General features: G+C 67.4%; 13 protein-coding genes and 1 tRNA gene. 7 read left to right on the top strand and 7 right to left on the bottom strand.

Features of this window, described 5'->3' with window-relative positions; translation table 11 throughout:
* Window positions 1-6: 6 nt before the first annotated feature.
* Both NO998_RS04750 and NO998_RS04745 read left to right on the top strand, forming a co-directional pair.
* Window positions 7-158, top strand: a tRNA-Met gene (locus tag NO998_RS04750).
* A 247-nt stretch (window positions 159-405) separates the two neighbouring features.
* Window positions 406-1,194 (top strand): HpcH/HpaI aldolase family protein, encoded by a 789-nt coding sequence (locus NO998_RS04745; protein ID WP_267645919.1) that lies wholly within the window; start codon window positions 406-408, stop codon window positions 1,192-1,194.
* On the opposite strand, the gene NO998_RS04740 is transcribed toward NO998_RS04745, so the two are convergent.
* The 3 genes from NO998_RS04740 to sod all read right to left on the bottom strand — a co-directional run bounded on the left by NO998_RS04740 (window position 1,195) and on the right by sod (window position 2,526).
* Window positions 1,195-1,371 (bottom strand): DUF8178 family membrane protein, encoded by a 177-nt coding sequence (locus tag NO998_RS04740; RefSeq protein WP_267645918.1) that lies wholly within the window; start codon window positions 1,369-1,371, stop codon window positions 1,195-1,197.
* Window positions 1,372-1,410: 39 nt separating this feature from the next.
* Window positions 1,411-1,734, bottom strand: coding sequence for a DUF5827 family protein (locus NO998_RS04735; RefSeq protein WP_267645917.1), 324 nt, complete (start codon window positions 1,732-1,734; stop codon window positions 1,411-1,413).
* A gap of 189 nt (window positions 1,735-1,923) precedes the next feature.
* On the bottom strand, window positions 1,924-2,526 hold the full coding sequence (gene sod, locus NO998_RS04730) for a superoxide dismutase (protein ID WP_267647185.1): 603 nt from the start codon (window positions 2,524-2,526) through the stop codon (window positions 1,924-1,926).
* A gap of 169 nt (window positions 2,527-2,695) precedes the next feature.
* Between sod and NO998_RS04725 the strand changes: the two genes are divergently transcribed.
* Window positions 2,696-3,883, top strand: coding sequence for an MFS transporter (locus tag NO998_RS04725; protein ID WP_267645916.1), 1,188 nt, complete (start codon window positions 2,696-2,698; stop codon window positions 3,881-3,883).
* Here NO998_RS04725 and NO998_RS04720 read toward each other — a convergent pair whose 3' ends face one another.
* Window positions 3,884-4,504 (bottom strand): DJ-1/PfpI family protein, encoded by a 621-nt coding sequence (locus NO998_RS04720; protein ID WP_267645915.1) that lies wholly within the window; start codon window positions 4,502-4,504, stop codon window positions 3,884-3,886.
* A gap of 86 nt (window positions 4,505-4,590) precedes the next feature.
* Between NO998_RS04720 and NO998_RS04715 the strand changes: the two genes are divergently transcribed.
* Entirely contained in the window at window positions 4,591-4,734 is a 144-nt protein-coding gene (locus NO998_RS04715; protein ID WP_267645914.1) for a hypothetical protein, read from the top strand.
* A gap of 28 nt (window positions 4,735-4,762) precedes the next feature.
* Here NO998_RS04715 and NO998_RS04710 read toward each other — a convergent pair whose 3' ends face one another.
* On the bottom strand, window positions 4,763-6,262 hold the full coding sequence (locus tag NO998_RS04710; protein WP_267645913.1) for a cryptochrome/photolyase family protein: 1,500 nt from the start codon (window positions 6,260-6,262) through the stop codon (window positions 4,763-4,765).
* Between the two features lie 344 nt (window positions 6,263-6,606).
* On the opposite strand from NO998_RS04710, the gene NO998_RS04705 reads away from it, so the two are divergent.
* Together NO998_RS04705 and NO998_RS04700 are read left to right on the top strand one after the other, a co-directional pair.
* Window positions 6,607-7,584: a PGF-CTERM sorting domain-containing protein gene (locus NO998_RS04705; RefSeq protein WP_267645912.1), complete on the top strand. Its 978-nt coding sequence runs from the start codon at window positions 6,607-6,609 to the stop codon at window positions 7,582-7,584.
* 70 nt (window positions 7,585-7,654) lie between these two features.
* Entirely contained in the window at window positions 7,655-9,013 is a 1,359-nt protein-coding gene (locus NO998_RS04700) for an MFS transporter (protein WP_267645911.1), read from the top strand.
* A gap of 18 nt (window positions 9,014-9,031) precedes the next feature.
* Here NO998_RS04700 and NO998_RS04695 read toward each other — a convergent pair whose 3' ends face one another.
* The gene (locus NO998_RS04695; protein ID WP_267645910.1) at window positions 9,032-10,222 is read right to left on the bottom strand and encodes a pyridoxal-phosphate-dependent aminotransferase family protein; all 1,191 of its coding nucleotides are present in this window, start codon (window positions 10,220-10,222) and stop codon (window positions 9,032-9,034) included.
* Window positions 10,223-10,300: 78 nt separating this feature from the next.
* The gene (gene thrS / locus NO998_RS04690; protein ID WP_267645909.1) at window positions 10,301-12,226 is read right to left on the bottom strand and encodes a threonine--tRNA ligase; all 1,926 of its coding nucleotides are present in this window, start codon (window positions 12,224-12,226) and stop codon (window positions 10,301-10,303) included.
* 394 nt (window positions 12,227-12,620) lie between these two features.
* Between thrS and NO998_RS04685 the strand changes: the two genes are divergently transcribed.
* Window positions 12,621-13,835, top strand: a complete 1,215-nt coding sequence (locus tag NO998_RS04685; protein WP_267645908.1) for an RNA-guided endonuclease InsQ/TnpB family protein — start codon at window positions 12,621-12,623, stop codon at window positions 13,833-13,835.
* The last annotated feature ends 233 nt before the right edge of the window (window positions 13,836-14,068 follow it).

Here is a 14,068-nt window from a genome sequence, read left to right as displayed (position 1 = left end):
GAGTGAGGCCGGGTGGCTTAGCTGGACATAGCGCCGCACTCATAGGGTATCGAGATTCGGTGCGGTACGCCTAGGAAACATCCGCAACCCCCACGGGGCCCGCCGAGCCTCGGACCTGGGTCATGCGGAGATCGCGGGTTCGGAGCCCGCCCCGGCCATTCTCGGTTTTCACCGACGACGAGCGAACGCCGTGAGCGAGGCGGCCGAAAACCGGTGCGGTCTCGCGGGCGGCGAACCCGGAACGGTCGCCGTGAACGTAGCCCTGCGGAGTGAACGGCGGGACGGGAGCCGGGCTCCCGGACGTTCGGAGCCCGCCCCGGCCATACTCTTGCGGAACACGACCCGCTCAGCGGCGGCGCTCCCGACGCCGGCCGGTTTTTTGCCGCCGGGTGTGGAAGGGGAGCCATGTCGAATCACGTGCGGACCGAACGGATGGAGCTCCGCGAGCGCCTCGCAGCCGACGACGCACCGATCGGGAGTTGGGTGTCGCTCGGCTCGACGGCCGCCGCGGAGGTCGCCGGGGGGCTGGGCTTCGACTTCGTGGTCGTCGACACGGAGCACACGCCGCTGTCGGTCGAGAGCGCCGGCGAACTCGTCCGGGCCGTCGACGCCGCCGGCGACACCGACGCCGTCGTCCGGGTCCCGGAGAACGACACCGCCGAGGTCAAACGCGCACTCGACCTCGGCGCGGCGGGCGTGATGGCCCCCAAGATCGAGAGCGCCGCCGAAGCGGAGGCGCTGGTCGCCGCCGCCAAGTACCCGCCCGAGGGTGAGCGCGGCGTCGCCGGCAGCCGGGCCAACGATTACGGCGCTCACACGGTCGAGTACTTCGAGACCGCCAACGACGCTATCGCCGTGATCCCGCAGATCGAGTCCGCCGCGGGGGTCGAACACGCCGAAGAGATCGCTGCCGTCGACGGCATCGACACGCTGTTCGTCGGGCCGGCCGACCTTTCGGCGAGCCTCGGCTGCTTCGGCGAGTACGACGATCCGGCGTTCCTCGACGCCCTCGACGCGACGTTCGCGGCGGCCGAGACCGCGGGCGTCCCCGTTGGCACGCTGGCGACCGGGCCAGCGGAGATCGACGCGTGGTTCGAACACGGCGTCGACTACCAGATCGTCGGCACGGACGTCGGCTACCTCCGGCAGGGCGCACGCGCCGCGAAGGAACACTACGAGTCGCTGGACCAGTAATCAGACAGCCCGCCCCTCGCCCGAGCGGGCGACGAGCAGGGTTCCGTAGATCAACGCGAGCGTGGCCGGCAACACCGCGAGATAGCCGAGCCACGTGGTTCCGGGCACCATCGCCGGGATGTAGAGTACCGAGCCGCCGACGACGAGCACGGCCCCCGGAACCGCTTGACTCTCCATGCCGGCACGACGCCGGCGAGCCTAAAGGAGGTTCCCCCGCTACTGGGCGTCGCCGTCCGTGGACGCGGACTCGGCGTTGCCGGCGGCTACGTCGGTGCCGCGGCGCAGGCCGTAGTAGCCCGGCGCTCCCTCCTCGGGCGGGTCGGCGACGACGAGTTCGTTGGCGTTGTTCATCACCCACGGCACCGCCCAGTCGAGCAGCACCGACTCGGTCTCCTCGTCGATGTCGGCGTCGGGTTCGAGGCCCTGGAGAAGTCGCGCGACCTCGTAGATCGTGTACATCTGGTCCTCCGCGAGCAGCTCTTCGGGCGTGTAGAAGTCACACGGGTGGAGTCGCTCGAAGGTCTCCTTTCGCTGTGGCATGGGCCGCGATTCGGTCGGAACGGCGTAAACAGTACCGGTCCCGAACCGACGGCGCGGCCGCTTGGCGGTCGGTGACGAAAGAAAATCGGGATCGGACGCGTTCTCGCGTCGTGCTTCTCACAGTCACGGCGTCAGGCCCCGTTGCCGCCCGACGAAGCGTGCGGCAGGGGACAGCCGTGACTAGCTAGCTTACTCGAAGAGCTCCGTCGCCTGCTCGAAGCGGGCGGACGGCTCTTCCCAATCGACTACCTCGAAGAACGCGTCGATGAAGTCGCCACGGGCCGGGCCGTAGTCGTAGTAGTACGAGTGCTCCCAGACGTCGAGGGCCAGAATCGGGTGCGAGCCCCAGAGGGCGCCCTGGTCGTGCTTGTCGACCACGACGTTGCGGAGCTGGTTGCTGAAGGAGTCGTACACCAGCAGCGCCCAGCCGCCCGCGGCGCCCGCGGCGGCCTCGAACTCGCCCTTCCAGGCGTCGTAGGAGCCGAAGTCCTCCTCGATACGGTCCGCGAGTGCGCCCGAAGGCTCGTCGCCGCCCTCGGGGCTCATGGACTGCCAGAACAGGTCGTGGAGGATGTGACCCGAACCGTTGTGAGTCACGTTCCCGATCGCACCCGGCGAAGAGCCGAACTCACCGTTCTCACGGTTCTCGGCTAGCGTCTCCTCGGCGCTGTTCCAGCCGTTCACGTAGCCCTGGTGGTGCGTGTCGTGGTGCCAGGTCAGCACCTGCTCGGAGATCGAGGGTTCCAGCGCGTCGTACTCGTACGGCAGCGGCGGCAGTTCGTAATCAGTCATCGGTAAGTCACCCATCATCTCCTTGCGTCGCGGTTCATGTTAAACCTTCGTGGAAACGAATGTTAGCGTCTCACACGCTCGGATTCGGCCGAATCGGTGCCGGCGGGTGTCGGTCACGAGACGTTCCGGAACGGGCACGCACTTACGTGGGGCCGTCGCAGTCGGGCGTATGTCTTGGCGCGGCGTCTCGCTCGTCTCCGGCTGGCAGTTCACCGCCAGCCTCTGTTTCTACACCGTGTTCGCGGCCACGGCGTTCGTGCGCGAGGGGTTCGGCGTCTCGCTCGGCGTCACCGGGCTGACGGTGACGGCGATGATGCTGGGCTACACCGCGTTGCTGTTCGTCACCGGCGCCGCCACCGACGCCCTCGGCGAGCGGCCGCTGTTGGTGTACGGCCTGCTCGCGCTCGCGGCCGGGATGGCCTTCGTCGCGCTGTCGCCGACGTTCCCGGTACTGCTCGCCGCGTTGCTGTTCGTCGGGTTCGCGTACGCGACGGCGATGCCCGCGACCAACCGCGCCTCGGTCCACGTCGCCCCGCCGGGGCGGGAGGCGCTGGCGATGAACGTCAAACAGGTCGGCGTCACCGGCGGCAGCGCCGTCGCGGCCATCCTGATCACGCGGATGGCGACGACGGACGCCGCCGAAGTGTTGGGGTTCGTTCGCTTCGACTGGCAGGCCGCGTTCCTCGTCGCCGCCGCCCTCGCCGTAGTCGTCGCCGGGGTCACCGCGTGGCGCTACGAGGGCAAGCCGGGCGGCGGCGACCTCTCGACGCCGGACGTGCGCGCGCTGCTCGATGACCCCTCCTACCGCGGCCTGCTGATCTCCGGGCTGCTCCTCGGGGCGGCGGTGTTCACGACCACCAGCTACGTCGTCCCGCACGTCACCGACTCCGTCGCCGCCGCGGCGGGCGTCGGCGGCGCCATGCTCGCGACGACCCAACTCACGGGGAGTGCGGGCCGCCTCGTCGGCGGGGAAGTCGCCGACCGCATCCCCGGAACCGCGGTCCGCGGGCCCGCCATCGTCCTCGCGGGACAGGCCGCCCTCGCCGGTGTCGGCTTCGTCGGCGTCGTGTTCGCGAGCGGCGAGGCGGCGACGTGGCTCGCCTTCGGCTTCCTCGGGGTCTTCGTGCTCGGCTTCCCCGGCGTCTACTACGCGACGATGACCGCGATGGTCGACGACGACGAGGTCGGCGCCGCCACCGCGGGCGGCCAGACCGCGCTCAACACGGGCGGCCTGGTCGCGCCGCCGCTGTTCGGCAGCGTGGCGGAGACGGTCGGCTACGACACCGGCTGGACGGCGCTCGCGGTGCTCTCGGGCGTCGCCGCGGTCGCGATCTGGCTCTCTATCGCCCGGGACTGACTACCGACGCGCGATCCGGATGGTCCCGCGCGGTTCGTACTCGAGCGTCGTCGCCACGCTCTCGGCGACGTCCTTGCCGAACTCCCGTTCGGTCAGGTGGAGCGCGAGGTCGATCCCGCTGGTCACCCCGCCCGCAGACACGATCTGTCCGGTATCGACCACGCGGGCGTTGGGGACCGTCACGCCGGCGTCACGGAGGTCCTCGACCGCGGACTGGTGAGTGATCGCCGGGCCCGTACCGAGGATTCCCGCACGTTCGAGCAGCATCGCGCCGGTGCAGACCGAGGCAATCGTCGTCCCGGCGGCGTGGTAGGCGGCGATGACCTCGGGGAGCTCTCCGGAGTCGTACTCCCGGCGGACGCCACCCTCGCCGGCGGACCAGCCGCCACCCGGAACGACGAGCACGTCCGGCGCATCGTCGTCGCCGGGGTTTGCGAGCGTGCCGTCGACGCCGACGTCGAGGCCGTGGCTCGCGGTCACGCGCTCCTGTGTCTCGTGGGTGACCAGCGAGACCTCGCAGTCGGCGCCCGCGCGGGCGGCGTTCTCGAACACTTCGAAGGGGCCGACCGCGTCGAGTTCGTCGAAGCCGTCGTACAGCAACACGTCGATTCGCGTGGTCATATCGGGTGGTGTGTGCCGTGTCAGCAAAAGCGCTCGGGCGTCCCACGAGGGGAAACGATTAATCCCGGTCCGCCGGGAGCCGAACCATGACCAAGTGCCCGTCCTGCGAGCGGGAGGTGCGGAAGCTCGAACGCGCGTTCATCGACGCCGACTGGGGCGAGCCCGTCGTCTGGCAGTGTCCCCACTGTGAGACGATCCTCGGGACGACGGACACGGCGACGCACGGGTAGCTCGCCGGCCACGGCGAGCGACAGCCGGTCAGTCCTCTTCGGGGTCCTCCCCGCGGGCCCGCTTGAACATCGCCAGCGCCTGCTCCCGACGCTCGCTGTGGTCGACGATCGGGTCGGGGTAGTCGGGCGCGATCTGTGCCCGCTCCTCGTCGTTCATCTCGGTCCAGCCGTGGATGTCGTCGGCGTCGACGCCGCGGAGTTCCGGAACGTACTCCTTGATGTACTCGGCGTCGGGGTCGTAGCGCTCGCCCTGGCTGGTGGGGTTGAAGATCCGGAAGTACGGCTGAGCGTCGGTGCCCGTCGACGCCGCCCACTGCCAGCCGCCGTTGTCGTTGGCGGTGTCGTGATCCGCGAGGTGTTCCCGGAAGTGAGCGTAGCCCGCCCGCCAGTCCCACAGCAGGTCCTTCGTGAGGAACGAGGCGACGATCATCCGTACGCGGTTGTGCATCCACGCCTCCGCCTGCAGTTGGCGCATGCCGGCGTCGACGATGGGGTAGCCGGTCTCGCCGGCCTCCCACGCCGCCAGTTCGTCGGGGTCGTTGTGCCAGTCGATCCCCTCCTCGTACTCCTTGTAGTTCTCCGTGATCACGTCCGGGTTGAAGTAGAGTACCTGCGTGTAGAACTCGCGCCACGCGAGTTGGGACTGGAACGCCTCGACGTTGTCCTGTGCCTCGGTTCCCTCGGACCCCTCGTCGCGGTCGCGGGCCTCCCGCATCGCCGACTCGGTAGCGCGGTAGGTCTCCCGAAGCCCGATCGTGCCGAACTTGAGGTGCGGCGAGAGCCGGGAACTGCCGTGCTTCGCGGGGTAGTCCCGGTCCTCGTCGTAGTGGAAGATCGGCTCCGAACGGAAGTCGGCGAGGCGCTCGCGGGCCGCCGCGGTCCCGGCGGCCTGCACGTCGGCGTCGGGTTCGGCGAATCCGAGGTCCTCGATCGAAGGGAGGTCGGCTCGGAGCGTCTCGTGGAGTACGTCGGTGGTCTCACCCCCCGCCGCCTCGGCCAGTGCGGCGGGCGAGAGGTCGGCGGCGTCGGCGAGGCCGGCGTCCGGGGCTGGGAACGGGTCGGCCTTCTCACGGTCGCGCCACTTCTTCCAGAAGTAGGTGTAGACGGAGTAGGGCTCTCCCGCGTTGGTACGGATGCTGCCGGGCTTGTGGAGTTGGCCGTCGTGGTGGCTCTCGCGGTCGACGCCCGCACGTTCGAGGGCCAAGCGAACCCGGGCGTCGCGCTCGCGGGAGAGTTTGGTGTAGTCCTCGTTCCAGTAGACGGTGTCGGCGTCGACGGCCCCGGCGACGGCGGGGAGCACGGCCGCGGGGTCGCCGTGAGCGATCACCAGTTCCGAGCCGGCCTCGCGGTACGCGTCGCGGAGATCGGAAAGCGCGTCGAGCATGAACCGGACGCGGGCGTCGCTCCCGTGTGCCAGTACGTCGTCGTCGAAGACGAAGACGGGAACGGCGTCCCCGTCCTCGGCGGCGGCCGCCAGCCCACGGTTGTCGTCGACCCGCAGGTCCCGGCGGTGCCAGAAAACGCTCATGGACTCCAGTCGGCCGGCGGGGGCCTGAAGCTACTGGCTCACCGTCGAGGCTGGGAACAGACTGGGTGCTCGTTCGGTCAGCCTCTCGGTGTGACTGATCGGCTTGGTCGGACTCACGTCCCGCTATTTTCTGTGTATTGGTACCATGGTACTATCTGCCTGTCTGCTGTCGGAAAGGAAGGGTTTAGGCCGCGCCTGCGTACCCGTTGACAGAGGCCGACGACCGGCCCGGTCCCGCGTCCGCCCTCCGCTCCGCCCTCCGCCCAGAGCGACCGTGCTCGCAGCGACATCAGCGTCCGGAGAGCGCCCCGGTGGGGGGGGCCGTGTTGGACCACCTACCAATCATGAACACACGATACACTGCGCTCTCGATTACGCTCGTACTGCTCGTCGCCGCCGTCGCCCCCGCGACGGCCGCGGCCGCACCCGTCTCCGAGGACGCCGTCGGCGACCTCACCGTGACGGCCGCGCCCGCCTCGACCGCCGCGTCGGCCGCCGCCGAGTCGACAACCCGTGCCGACGGTTCCGACAGCATCATCGCCGCCAGCGACGTGGCGATCATCCGACTCAACGCCTCCGGCATCCCCGCCGAAGCCGACGGCGACGGCACGTTGGTCGGCGACGAGGTCACCGTCGAACTGACCCAGACCGCCGCCAGCGTCGACGAGAACGCCTCCGCGAAGACCCTCGACGTGAGCGCCGATACCGAGGGTGTCGCCGTCAACGCCACCGAGGACGCCGTCTACGTCGCACTCGACCTGCAGACGACAGCGTTCCAGCAGGGTAACGGCACCGCGACCGCCGCGGCCGGCGATAGCTTCACCGCCGTCACGACCGTCACCGACTCGGTCACGGACGGCGAGAACTACACCCAGCAGACCCGCTTCGGCGTCGTCGAGCCGAAGGTCCGCTTCACCGACGACGTGAGCGAGGCGGTCGCTGGTGAGGTCTTCAACTTCGAAGTCGCGACGACCCTCGCCCCGGGCACGTCGCTGACGTTCTCGCTGACCTCCGGCCACGACGCCGAGACGGGCGCCGCGACGAACGTCCAGACGACCGTCGACGAGAACAGCCGCGCGACGGCCCAGTTCTCCTTCTTCACCTACGAGGCCAACGAGGAGTACTCGATCACCGTCGCCGCCGACGGCGTCGAACTCGGCAACACGTGGACCGGCACCACGGTTGCACCTGCGACTCCCGAGAACGCGACCGCCGACGCGACCGAGGAGCCGACCGAGACCAGCACGAGCGCTCCCGGCTTCGGCGTCGTCGCCGCGCTGCTCGCCATCGTCGGCGCCGGCGCGCTGGCCCGCCGCGAGTAAGCGCACACGCCCCCGCTGACGCGGGGTATCGAAACGAAACCCCTTTTCCGGACTCACTCGCAGTCGGCCTGTGAACGAGGAACGCCTGCAGTTCTGGTCGCTGTACCTCTCGCGGTTCGCGACGGGCTTTGGCTTCGCCACGCTCGCGGTGTTGATCCCCACCTACATCCGGGTGCTTCAGGCCTCGGAGTTCATGGGTGGGCTGTTCATCACGGGGCTGACCCTCGCCCAAACGGTCGTGGTGATCCCGCTCGCGTGGGCGGGCGACCGCCACGACAAGAAGAAGGTCCTGCTCGCCGTGCTCGGCCTGAGCGTGGTCGCCTACGTCGCGTTCGCGAACGTCCAGCAGATCGGCGGGTTCGTCGCCGCGGTCGCGGCGTCGCTGTTCGGGCTGGAGCTCTCGACGAACGTCGCCGACAGTACGGCGTTCATCGGCGTCCGGGCGCTACAGGGCGCCGCCGTCACCGGTTCGGGGCTGATGACGCTCTCGCTGGTCGGCGAACTCGCCGACCACGGCGAGCGGGCAAACAGCATCGGGAAGGCGAACTCGGTCCGGTTTCTCGCGTCGATCCTCGGCATGATCATCGCCGGCGGGCTCTACCAGTTCGTCGGGTTCACCCCCATCTACACCCTTATCGTCGTCTCGTTCGCGCTGGGGATCGCCGGCGTGTGGATCTACCTCCCGGCCGACGAGACGCGCCGCTACGGTAACCCGTTCGCCGGGCTGGCACTCAACAAGCGCATCATCACCCTGACGTCCTTCCGCGCGCAGTACGCCGTCGCCGTCACCGTCGTTCGGTCGTGGGTGGCCATCTTCGTCGGCGTCTCCGCGGCCAGCGGCGGACTGGGCTACGCCGAACTGGCAGTCTCGTTCGTCCTCGTCGCCGAGAAGCTGACGAACATGCTCTGCCAGCCGTTCACCGGCCGACTCTCGGACAGCTACGGTCGCTCGCTGTTCGTCTTCGCCGGCGGCGGGGCCTACGGGCTGGTCGCGCTCGCCGTGCCGTTCGCGCCGGGAATCGGTGCTGCGCTGGGGCTCCCGGCGACGTACGAACTGATCGTCCCGCCGCTACTCGGTGGCTCGGGTGAGGGCTACTCACTGCTCGGCACGCTGGGGCCGGCGTTCGTGCCGCTACTGGTCATCAACGGGCTGCTCGGCGTCGTCGACGCGTTCCGCGAGCCCGCGAGTATGGCGCTGTTCGCCGACGAGGGCGCCGACGAGGGGGGGATCGCCGCGAGCTTCGGCATCCGCGAACTGGTCTGGCGCCCCGGCAGCGTGCTCGGGCCGGTGATGGCCGGCTGGCTCTGGAGCCAGTACGGTATCGAGACGGTGTTCTACGTCGGCGGCGCGTTCGCGGTCACCGGCGCACTCACGTTCGCGGTCGTGCTCACGCACTTCCACGGCCGCGGCGCGCTCACCGAGTGGTAGTGCGAGGGCTGACGCCGGCTACTCCTGCAGCGCCCGTGCGGTCGCCTCGATGCCCGCGCCGGCATCCACGTCGACGCCCTGCCGGGAGAGCGCGTCCGCGAGCGCGCTCACGACCAGCGAGACGTTCTTCGGGTTCGCGGAGTAGCCCATGCAGCCGATCCGCCAGATGTCCCCCTCCAGGTCGCCCAGTCCGGAGGCGATTTCGAGGTCGTAGGCCGAAAGCAGGTAGTCGATGACCTCGCCGTCGTCCACGCCCTCGGGCACGCACACGGCGTTCAAACTGGGGAGCCAGTAGTCGTCGGCGGCGTTCATCTCCAGCCCCATCGCCTCAAAGCCGGCCTTGAGTGCGCCGGCGACGCGGCGGTGGCGGTCCCACCGCTCCTCGATCCCCTCCTCGGCGACGAGTCGCAGCGCCTCCCGGATGGCGTAGACGTTGGTGATCGGCGCCGTGTGGTGGTAGGCGCGCTCCTCGCCCCAGTAGCCCTCTAGCAGCGAGAGGTCGAGGTACCACGAGCGGGCGTCCGTCTCGCGGTTCAGGACCTTCTCCATCGCCGCGTCGTTGAGCGTAAGCGGCGACGCGCCCGGTGGGCAGGAGAGGCACTTCTGCGGGCCGGCGTAGGCGACGTCGATCCCCCACTCGTCGACGCGGAGTTCGACGCCGCCGATGGAGGTGACGCTGTCCGCGATAGCCAGCGCGTCGTGGTCGTGAGCGATATCGGTCAGTTCGGACACGTTCGGCTGGAGGACGCCCGTCGACGTCTCGGCGTGAACGAACCCGAACACGTCGATGTCGCCGTGGGCGTCGAACGCGGCGGCGACGTCCTCGGGATCGAGTGGTTCGCCCCACGGTGCGTCGACCGCCACCACCTCGCCACCCGCACGCTGTGCCATGTCGGCCATCCGGCCGCCGAAGTAGCCGTTCGTGGGGACGAGCATCCGATCACCGGGTTCGACGACGTTGCCGATCGCGGCCTCCATCGCCGCCGACCCGGTTCCGGAGACGGGGATGGTCCACTCGTTGTCGGTCCGGAACGTGTAGCGCAGTAGCTCCTGCACCTCGTCCATCAGTTCGACGAACGACGGGTCGAGATGCCCCACGAGCGGCGTCGACATCGCCCGCAGCACGCGGGGGTGTACGTCGCTGGGGCCCGGGCCCATCAGCGTCCGGTTCGGCGGCGAGAGCTCTCCGACCTCGGGTGCGTCGGCCATGGCTGTGGCGTTCGTGTGGGGCGGCTAAAAGGTGGGGGCAGCGGAAGGTCCCGATCGGGGCCGGAGCGGGCCGCCGGGTTAGTCGTCGAGGAAGTCCGGTTCGATGCGCTTCTCGTCACGCTCGGCTTCGAGGTGCTCGCGGAACGCCGCGGTGTCGACGCCCTCCGCTTCGCGCTCGAAGCGGTCGCGGACCGACACGGTGCCGCTTTCTTCCTCGTCGTCGCCGACGATGAGCATGTAGGGGACGCGGTCGTCGTGGGCCTCCCGGATCTTCCGGCCGACCGTCCAGTCGCGGTCCTCGACCTCGACGCGGAAGTCGCCGAGTTCGTTCTTCACGCGGTGGGCGTAGCCCAGCGAGTCGTCCGACACGGGGAGGATGCGGACCTGCTCGGGCGCGAGCCAGAGCGGGAACTGTCCGTCGAAGTGCTCGATCAGCACCATGAACATCCGCTCGTAGGAGCCATAGAGCGCGCGGTGGATGATCACCGGGCGGTGCTCCTCGTTGTCCTCGCCCGTGTAGGTCAGGTCGAACCGCTCGGGCATGTTGAAGTCGAGTTGCACCGTCGGGCCGTCCCACGAGCGCCCGAGCGCGTCACGGAACGAGAAGTCGATCTTTGGGCCGTAGAACGCGCCGTCGCCCGGCTCGATCCCGTAGTCGTACCCCTCGGAGTCGAGCACCTCACGGAGCTGTTCCTCCGCACTCTCCCAGATCTCGTCGCTGCCGACCGACTTCTCGGGCCGGGTCGCGAGGTCGACCTCGACTTCGAGGTCGAAGTGGCCGATCAGCTCGAAGATCATGTCCATCGTCGTCCGGACCTCCCGCTCGATGTCCTCGGGTTTGACGAACAGGTGGCCGTCGTCGATGGTGAACGCCCACGTCCGGGAGAGCCCGGAGAGTTCGCCGCGCTGCTCCTTGCGGTACACCTTCCCGTTCTCGAAGTACCGCATCGGGAGGTCACGGTAGGACCACGAGGACTGGTCGAAGATGGCCGCGTGGCCGGGGCAGTTCATCGGCTTCAGGCCGTACTCCTCGTCGTTTACGTCGAGGAGGAACATGTCGTCGCGGTAGTTGTCGTAGTGGCCCGACTGCTTCCAGAGTTCCGTGCGGAACAGGTGGGGCGTCTCGACCTGGTCGTAGCCCGCATCGCGGTTGAGTTCGTTGACGTAGTTCTCGAGCTCCTGGAGGATCGTCTTCCCCGGCGGGTGGTAGAGCGGCAGGCCCGGGCCCGTCACGTCCGGCACGGAGAAGAGGTTCATCTCCTGGCCGATCTTGCGGTGGTCCCGCTCCTTGGCCTCCTCGCGCATCTGGAGGAACTCCTGGAGGTCAGACTCGGACTCGAAGGCCGTGCCGTAGACCCGCGTGAGCGCCTCGTTGTTCTCGTCGCCGCGCCAGTACGCCGAGGAGATGCTGAGCAGTTCGACGGCGCCGATCTCCCCCGTCGAGTCGACGTGGGGGCCCTGACAGAGGTCCTCCCAGCCGTCCTGCCGGTAGAAGCTGACCGTCTCCTCGCCGGCGGCCTCCTCCTCGAGGATCTCGCGCTTGAAGCGGTTGTCCTCGAACGCCTCGAGGGCCTCCTCGCGGGAGCGCGTGAGCCGCTCGATCTCGTAGTCGGCCTCGATGATCTCCTCCATCTCGGCCTTGATCGGGGCGAGGTCCGACTCCTCGAGGTCGACGCCGGTCACGTCGTAGTAGAACCCCTCCTCCGTGGGCGGGCCGATGGTGAGCTTCGCCTCGGGGTGGAGCCGCTGGAGCGCCTGTGCGAAGACGTGGGCCGCCGAGTGGCGCAGCACGTCGAGGTACTCGTCGGACTGGTCGGTGACGATGACCAACTGGGCGCCGTCGTGGAGTTCGTCCTCCTTGGCGACGAGTTCGCCGTCGACGACCCCCGCGATGGTGTCCTTCCCGAGCCCGGGGCCGATCTCGTAGGCAGCGTCCTCGACCGTTGCGCCCTCGGGCACGGAGAGCTCCGAGCCGTCGGGTAGCACGACCGTGATCTCGCTCATAGACCACCTGATCAGCCGTGGGGATTAAGAGTTGACGCAACTCTCCGCGGGGCTGAGAGTGCCAGGTCGAAAGGAGGCTGATCCCCAGGAGAGAAGTCAGTTGAGGACAGTGGAGATCCTCACTTCGATAGGGAGTCTCGGTCGTTCTTACTGCTAGAGCCCCCTGATCAAGCGTACCTGAGTTTAAGGCCGAAGACGAAGGAACTGCTAGTAAGGAATGGGAGATTCGGGACCGCCGCCTAGAGACCCGTTCCGGATAGTAGGAACGTGATCAGGGGACTCCGCCGTATCCGTGAGGAAAGAAACTCGACGCACTGGGTGCAACCTCTATACAGTGCGGACAGACTCCAACATGTCAGGGCAGATTAGGAAAATGAATAGACCCGTATGAAGTATGGTTGAGGTGCGTCGTACAGTCATCGTCAAACTGGACGTGGACGATAGCGACGCGGCTCTCCTCCACGAAACCGTCAAGGAGTACTTGTGGGCGTGCAACTACGTCGTTCAAGACGCATGGAAAGACGACTATAAGCCTACTTCCAAGACTAAGCTCCACGACCGAACGTATTCAGACGTGCGTGAGCAGACGCACCTACAGGCAAACCTCGTTCAATCCGCACGCAACCGGGCCGCCGAAGCCATCAGAGGCGTTGTGGCCCGCTGGCAGAATGGAAAGAAGGCGTCGCAACCACACTTCACGACGCCATCAATCCGATACGACAAGCGAAGTGCGACGTTTCACGACGACTACGTATCCCTTTCCACGGTGAATGGACGTATCGAAGCCGAGTACGTCCTTCCACCGGAGGGAAACAACCCGCAGACGCAGTACTTCCGCAACAACGAGTACGAGATTACGGGTGCGACACTTCAGGACAGTGATGAGACGGGAACCTTTTTCCTCCATATCGGGATGAAGACCGATGTGGAGTCCGAGATACCGGATGAAGGCAACGCAGAGGGCAGGACAGTCCTCGGCGTTGACCTCGGTATCGAACAGATTGCCGTCACATCAACCGGCCGATTCTGGAACGGCGACTACCTCAGTCACCGTCGCCGGGAGTACGAGCGCGTTCGGGGCGAGCTTCAACGAACAGGTACGGAGTCGGCCCATCGAACCATCGAACAGATGGCTGGCCGGGAGACACGGTGGGTTGAGGACTATCTACACCGAACATCGAAAGCAATCGTCCATGAAGCCGTCACCCACGGGTGTGACCAGATAGCGTTCGAGGAGTTGACCGATATCCGTGATCGGATGCCTGGGGTAAAGAAGTTCCATGCGTGGGCGTTCCGCCGCTTGTACGACTATGTGGCGTACAAGGCCGAAGCGGAGGCGATCGGCACGACACAGGTGGACCCGGCGTACACGTCCAAGCGATGTTCCAAGTGCGGGACGACGCTGGACAAAAATCGTCCGTCTCAAGCGAAGTTCTGTTGCCAGAAGTGTGGGTACGAAGTCAACGCGGACTACAACGCGGCGAAGAACATCGGATTTCGGCTACTCCATGCGGGGCAAAAGTCTCCGCATGGAGGGGCGACATGTCACCTCGCCCTGAAGTCGGGGACGCTGAACGTGAATGGCGGCTACTCGCCTGCCTCAGAATAGGGGCCAGAACAGGAGTCCACCGACAATCTCCACCACAGAGGCGGAGTAAGGTGACGTACTCGTACTGCCTGAAAACCTGAAGAACGAGCGACCCAGATATACGGGACAGAATCATCGTGTTCACCACAGCATAGCCTGTGATAGAGACCACGAACAGGCCGTAACAGTGGTCTTACTTCATATTCACCTACGAGCCAACGGCCTGTGAGGGGTATAGAGGTAATCTCCGGAAG

It is taken from the genome of Halolamina litorea (genome assembly GCF_026616205.1).
In the GTDB taxonomy this organism is placed as follows: Archaea; Halobacteriota; Halobacteria; order Halobacteriales; family Haloferacaceae; genus Halolamina; species Halolamina litorea.
This window is presented reverse-complemented; position numbering and strand designations above follow the sequence as displayed.

What these genes read in the sequence shown, in the direction of transcription:
- NO998_RS04745 (WP_267645919.1), top strand. Translation starts at nt 406, where the DNA reads ATGTCGAATCACGTGCGGACCGAACGGATGGAGCTCCGCGAGCGCCTC.
- NO998_RS04740 (WP_267645918.1), bottom strand. Translation starts at nt 1,371, where the DNA reads ATGGAGAGTCAAGCGGTTCCGGGGGCCGTGCTCGTCGTCGGCGGCTCG.
- NO998_RS04735 (WP_267645917.1), bottom strand. Translation starts at nt 1,734, where the DNA reads ATGCCACAGCGAAAGGAGACCTTCGAGCGACTCCACCCGTGTGACTTC.
- sod (WP_267647185.1), bottom strand. Translation starts at nt 2,526, where the DNA reads ATGACTGATTACGAACTGCCGCCGCTGCCGTACGAGTACGACGCGCTG.
- NO998_RS04725 (WP_267645916.1), top strand. Translation starts at nt 2,696, where the DNA reads ATGTCTTGGCGCGGCGTCTCGCTCGTCTCCGGCTGGCAGTTCACCGCC.
- NO998_RS04720 (WP_267645915.1), bottom strand. Translation starts at nt 4,504, where the DNA reads ATGACCACGCGAATCGACGTGTTGCTGTACGACGGCTTCGACGAACTC.
- NO998_RS04715 (WP_267645914.1), top strand. Translation starts at nt 4,591, where the DNA reads ATGACCAAGTGCCCGTCCTGCGAGCGGGAGGTGCGGAAGCTCGAACGC.
- NO998_RS04710 (WP_267645913.1), bottom strand. Translation starts at nt 6,262, where the DNA reads ATGAGCGTTTTCTGGCACCGCCGGGACCTGCGGGTCGACGACAACCGT.
- NO998_RS04705 (WP_267645912.1), top strand. Translation starts at nt 6,607, where the DNA reads ATGAACACACGATACACTGCGCTCTCGATTACGCTCGTACTGCTCGTC.
- NO998_RS04695 (WP_267645910.1), bottom strand. Translation starts at nt 10,222, where the DNA reads ATGGCCGACGCACCCGAGGTCGGAGAGCTCTCGCCGCCGAACCGGACG.
- thrS (WP_267645909.1), bottom strand. Translation starts at nt 12,226, where the DNA reads ATGAGCGAGATCACGGTCGTGCTACCCGACGGCTCGGAGCTCTCCGTG.
- NO998_RS04685 (WP_267645908.1), top strand. Translation starts at nt 12,621, where the DNA reads ATGGTTGAGGTGCGTCGTACAGTCATCGTCAAACTGGACGTGGACGAT.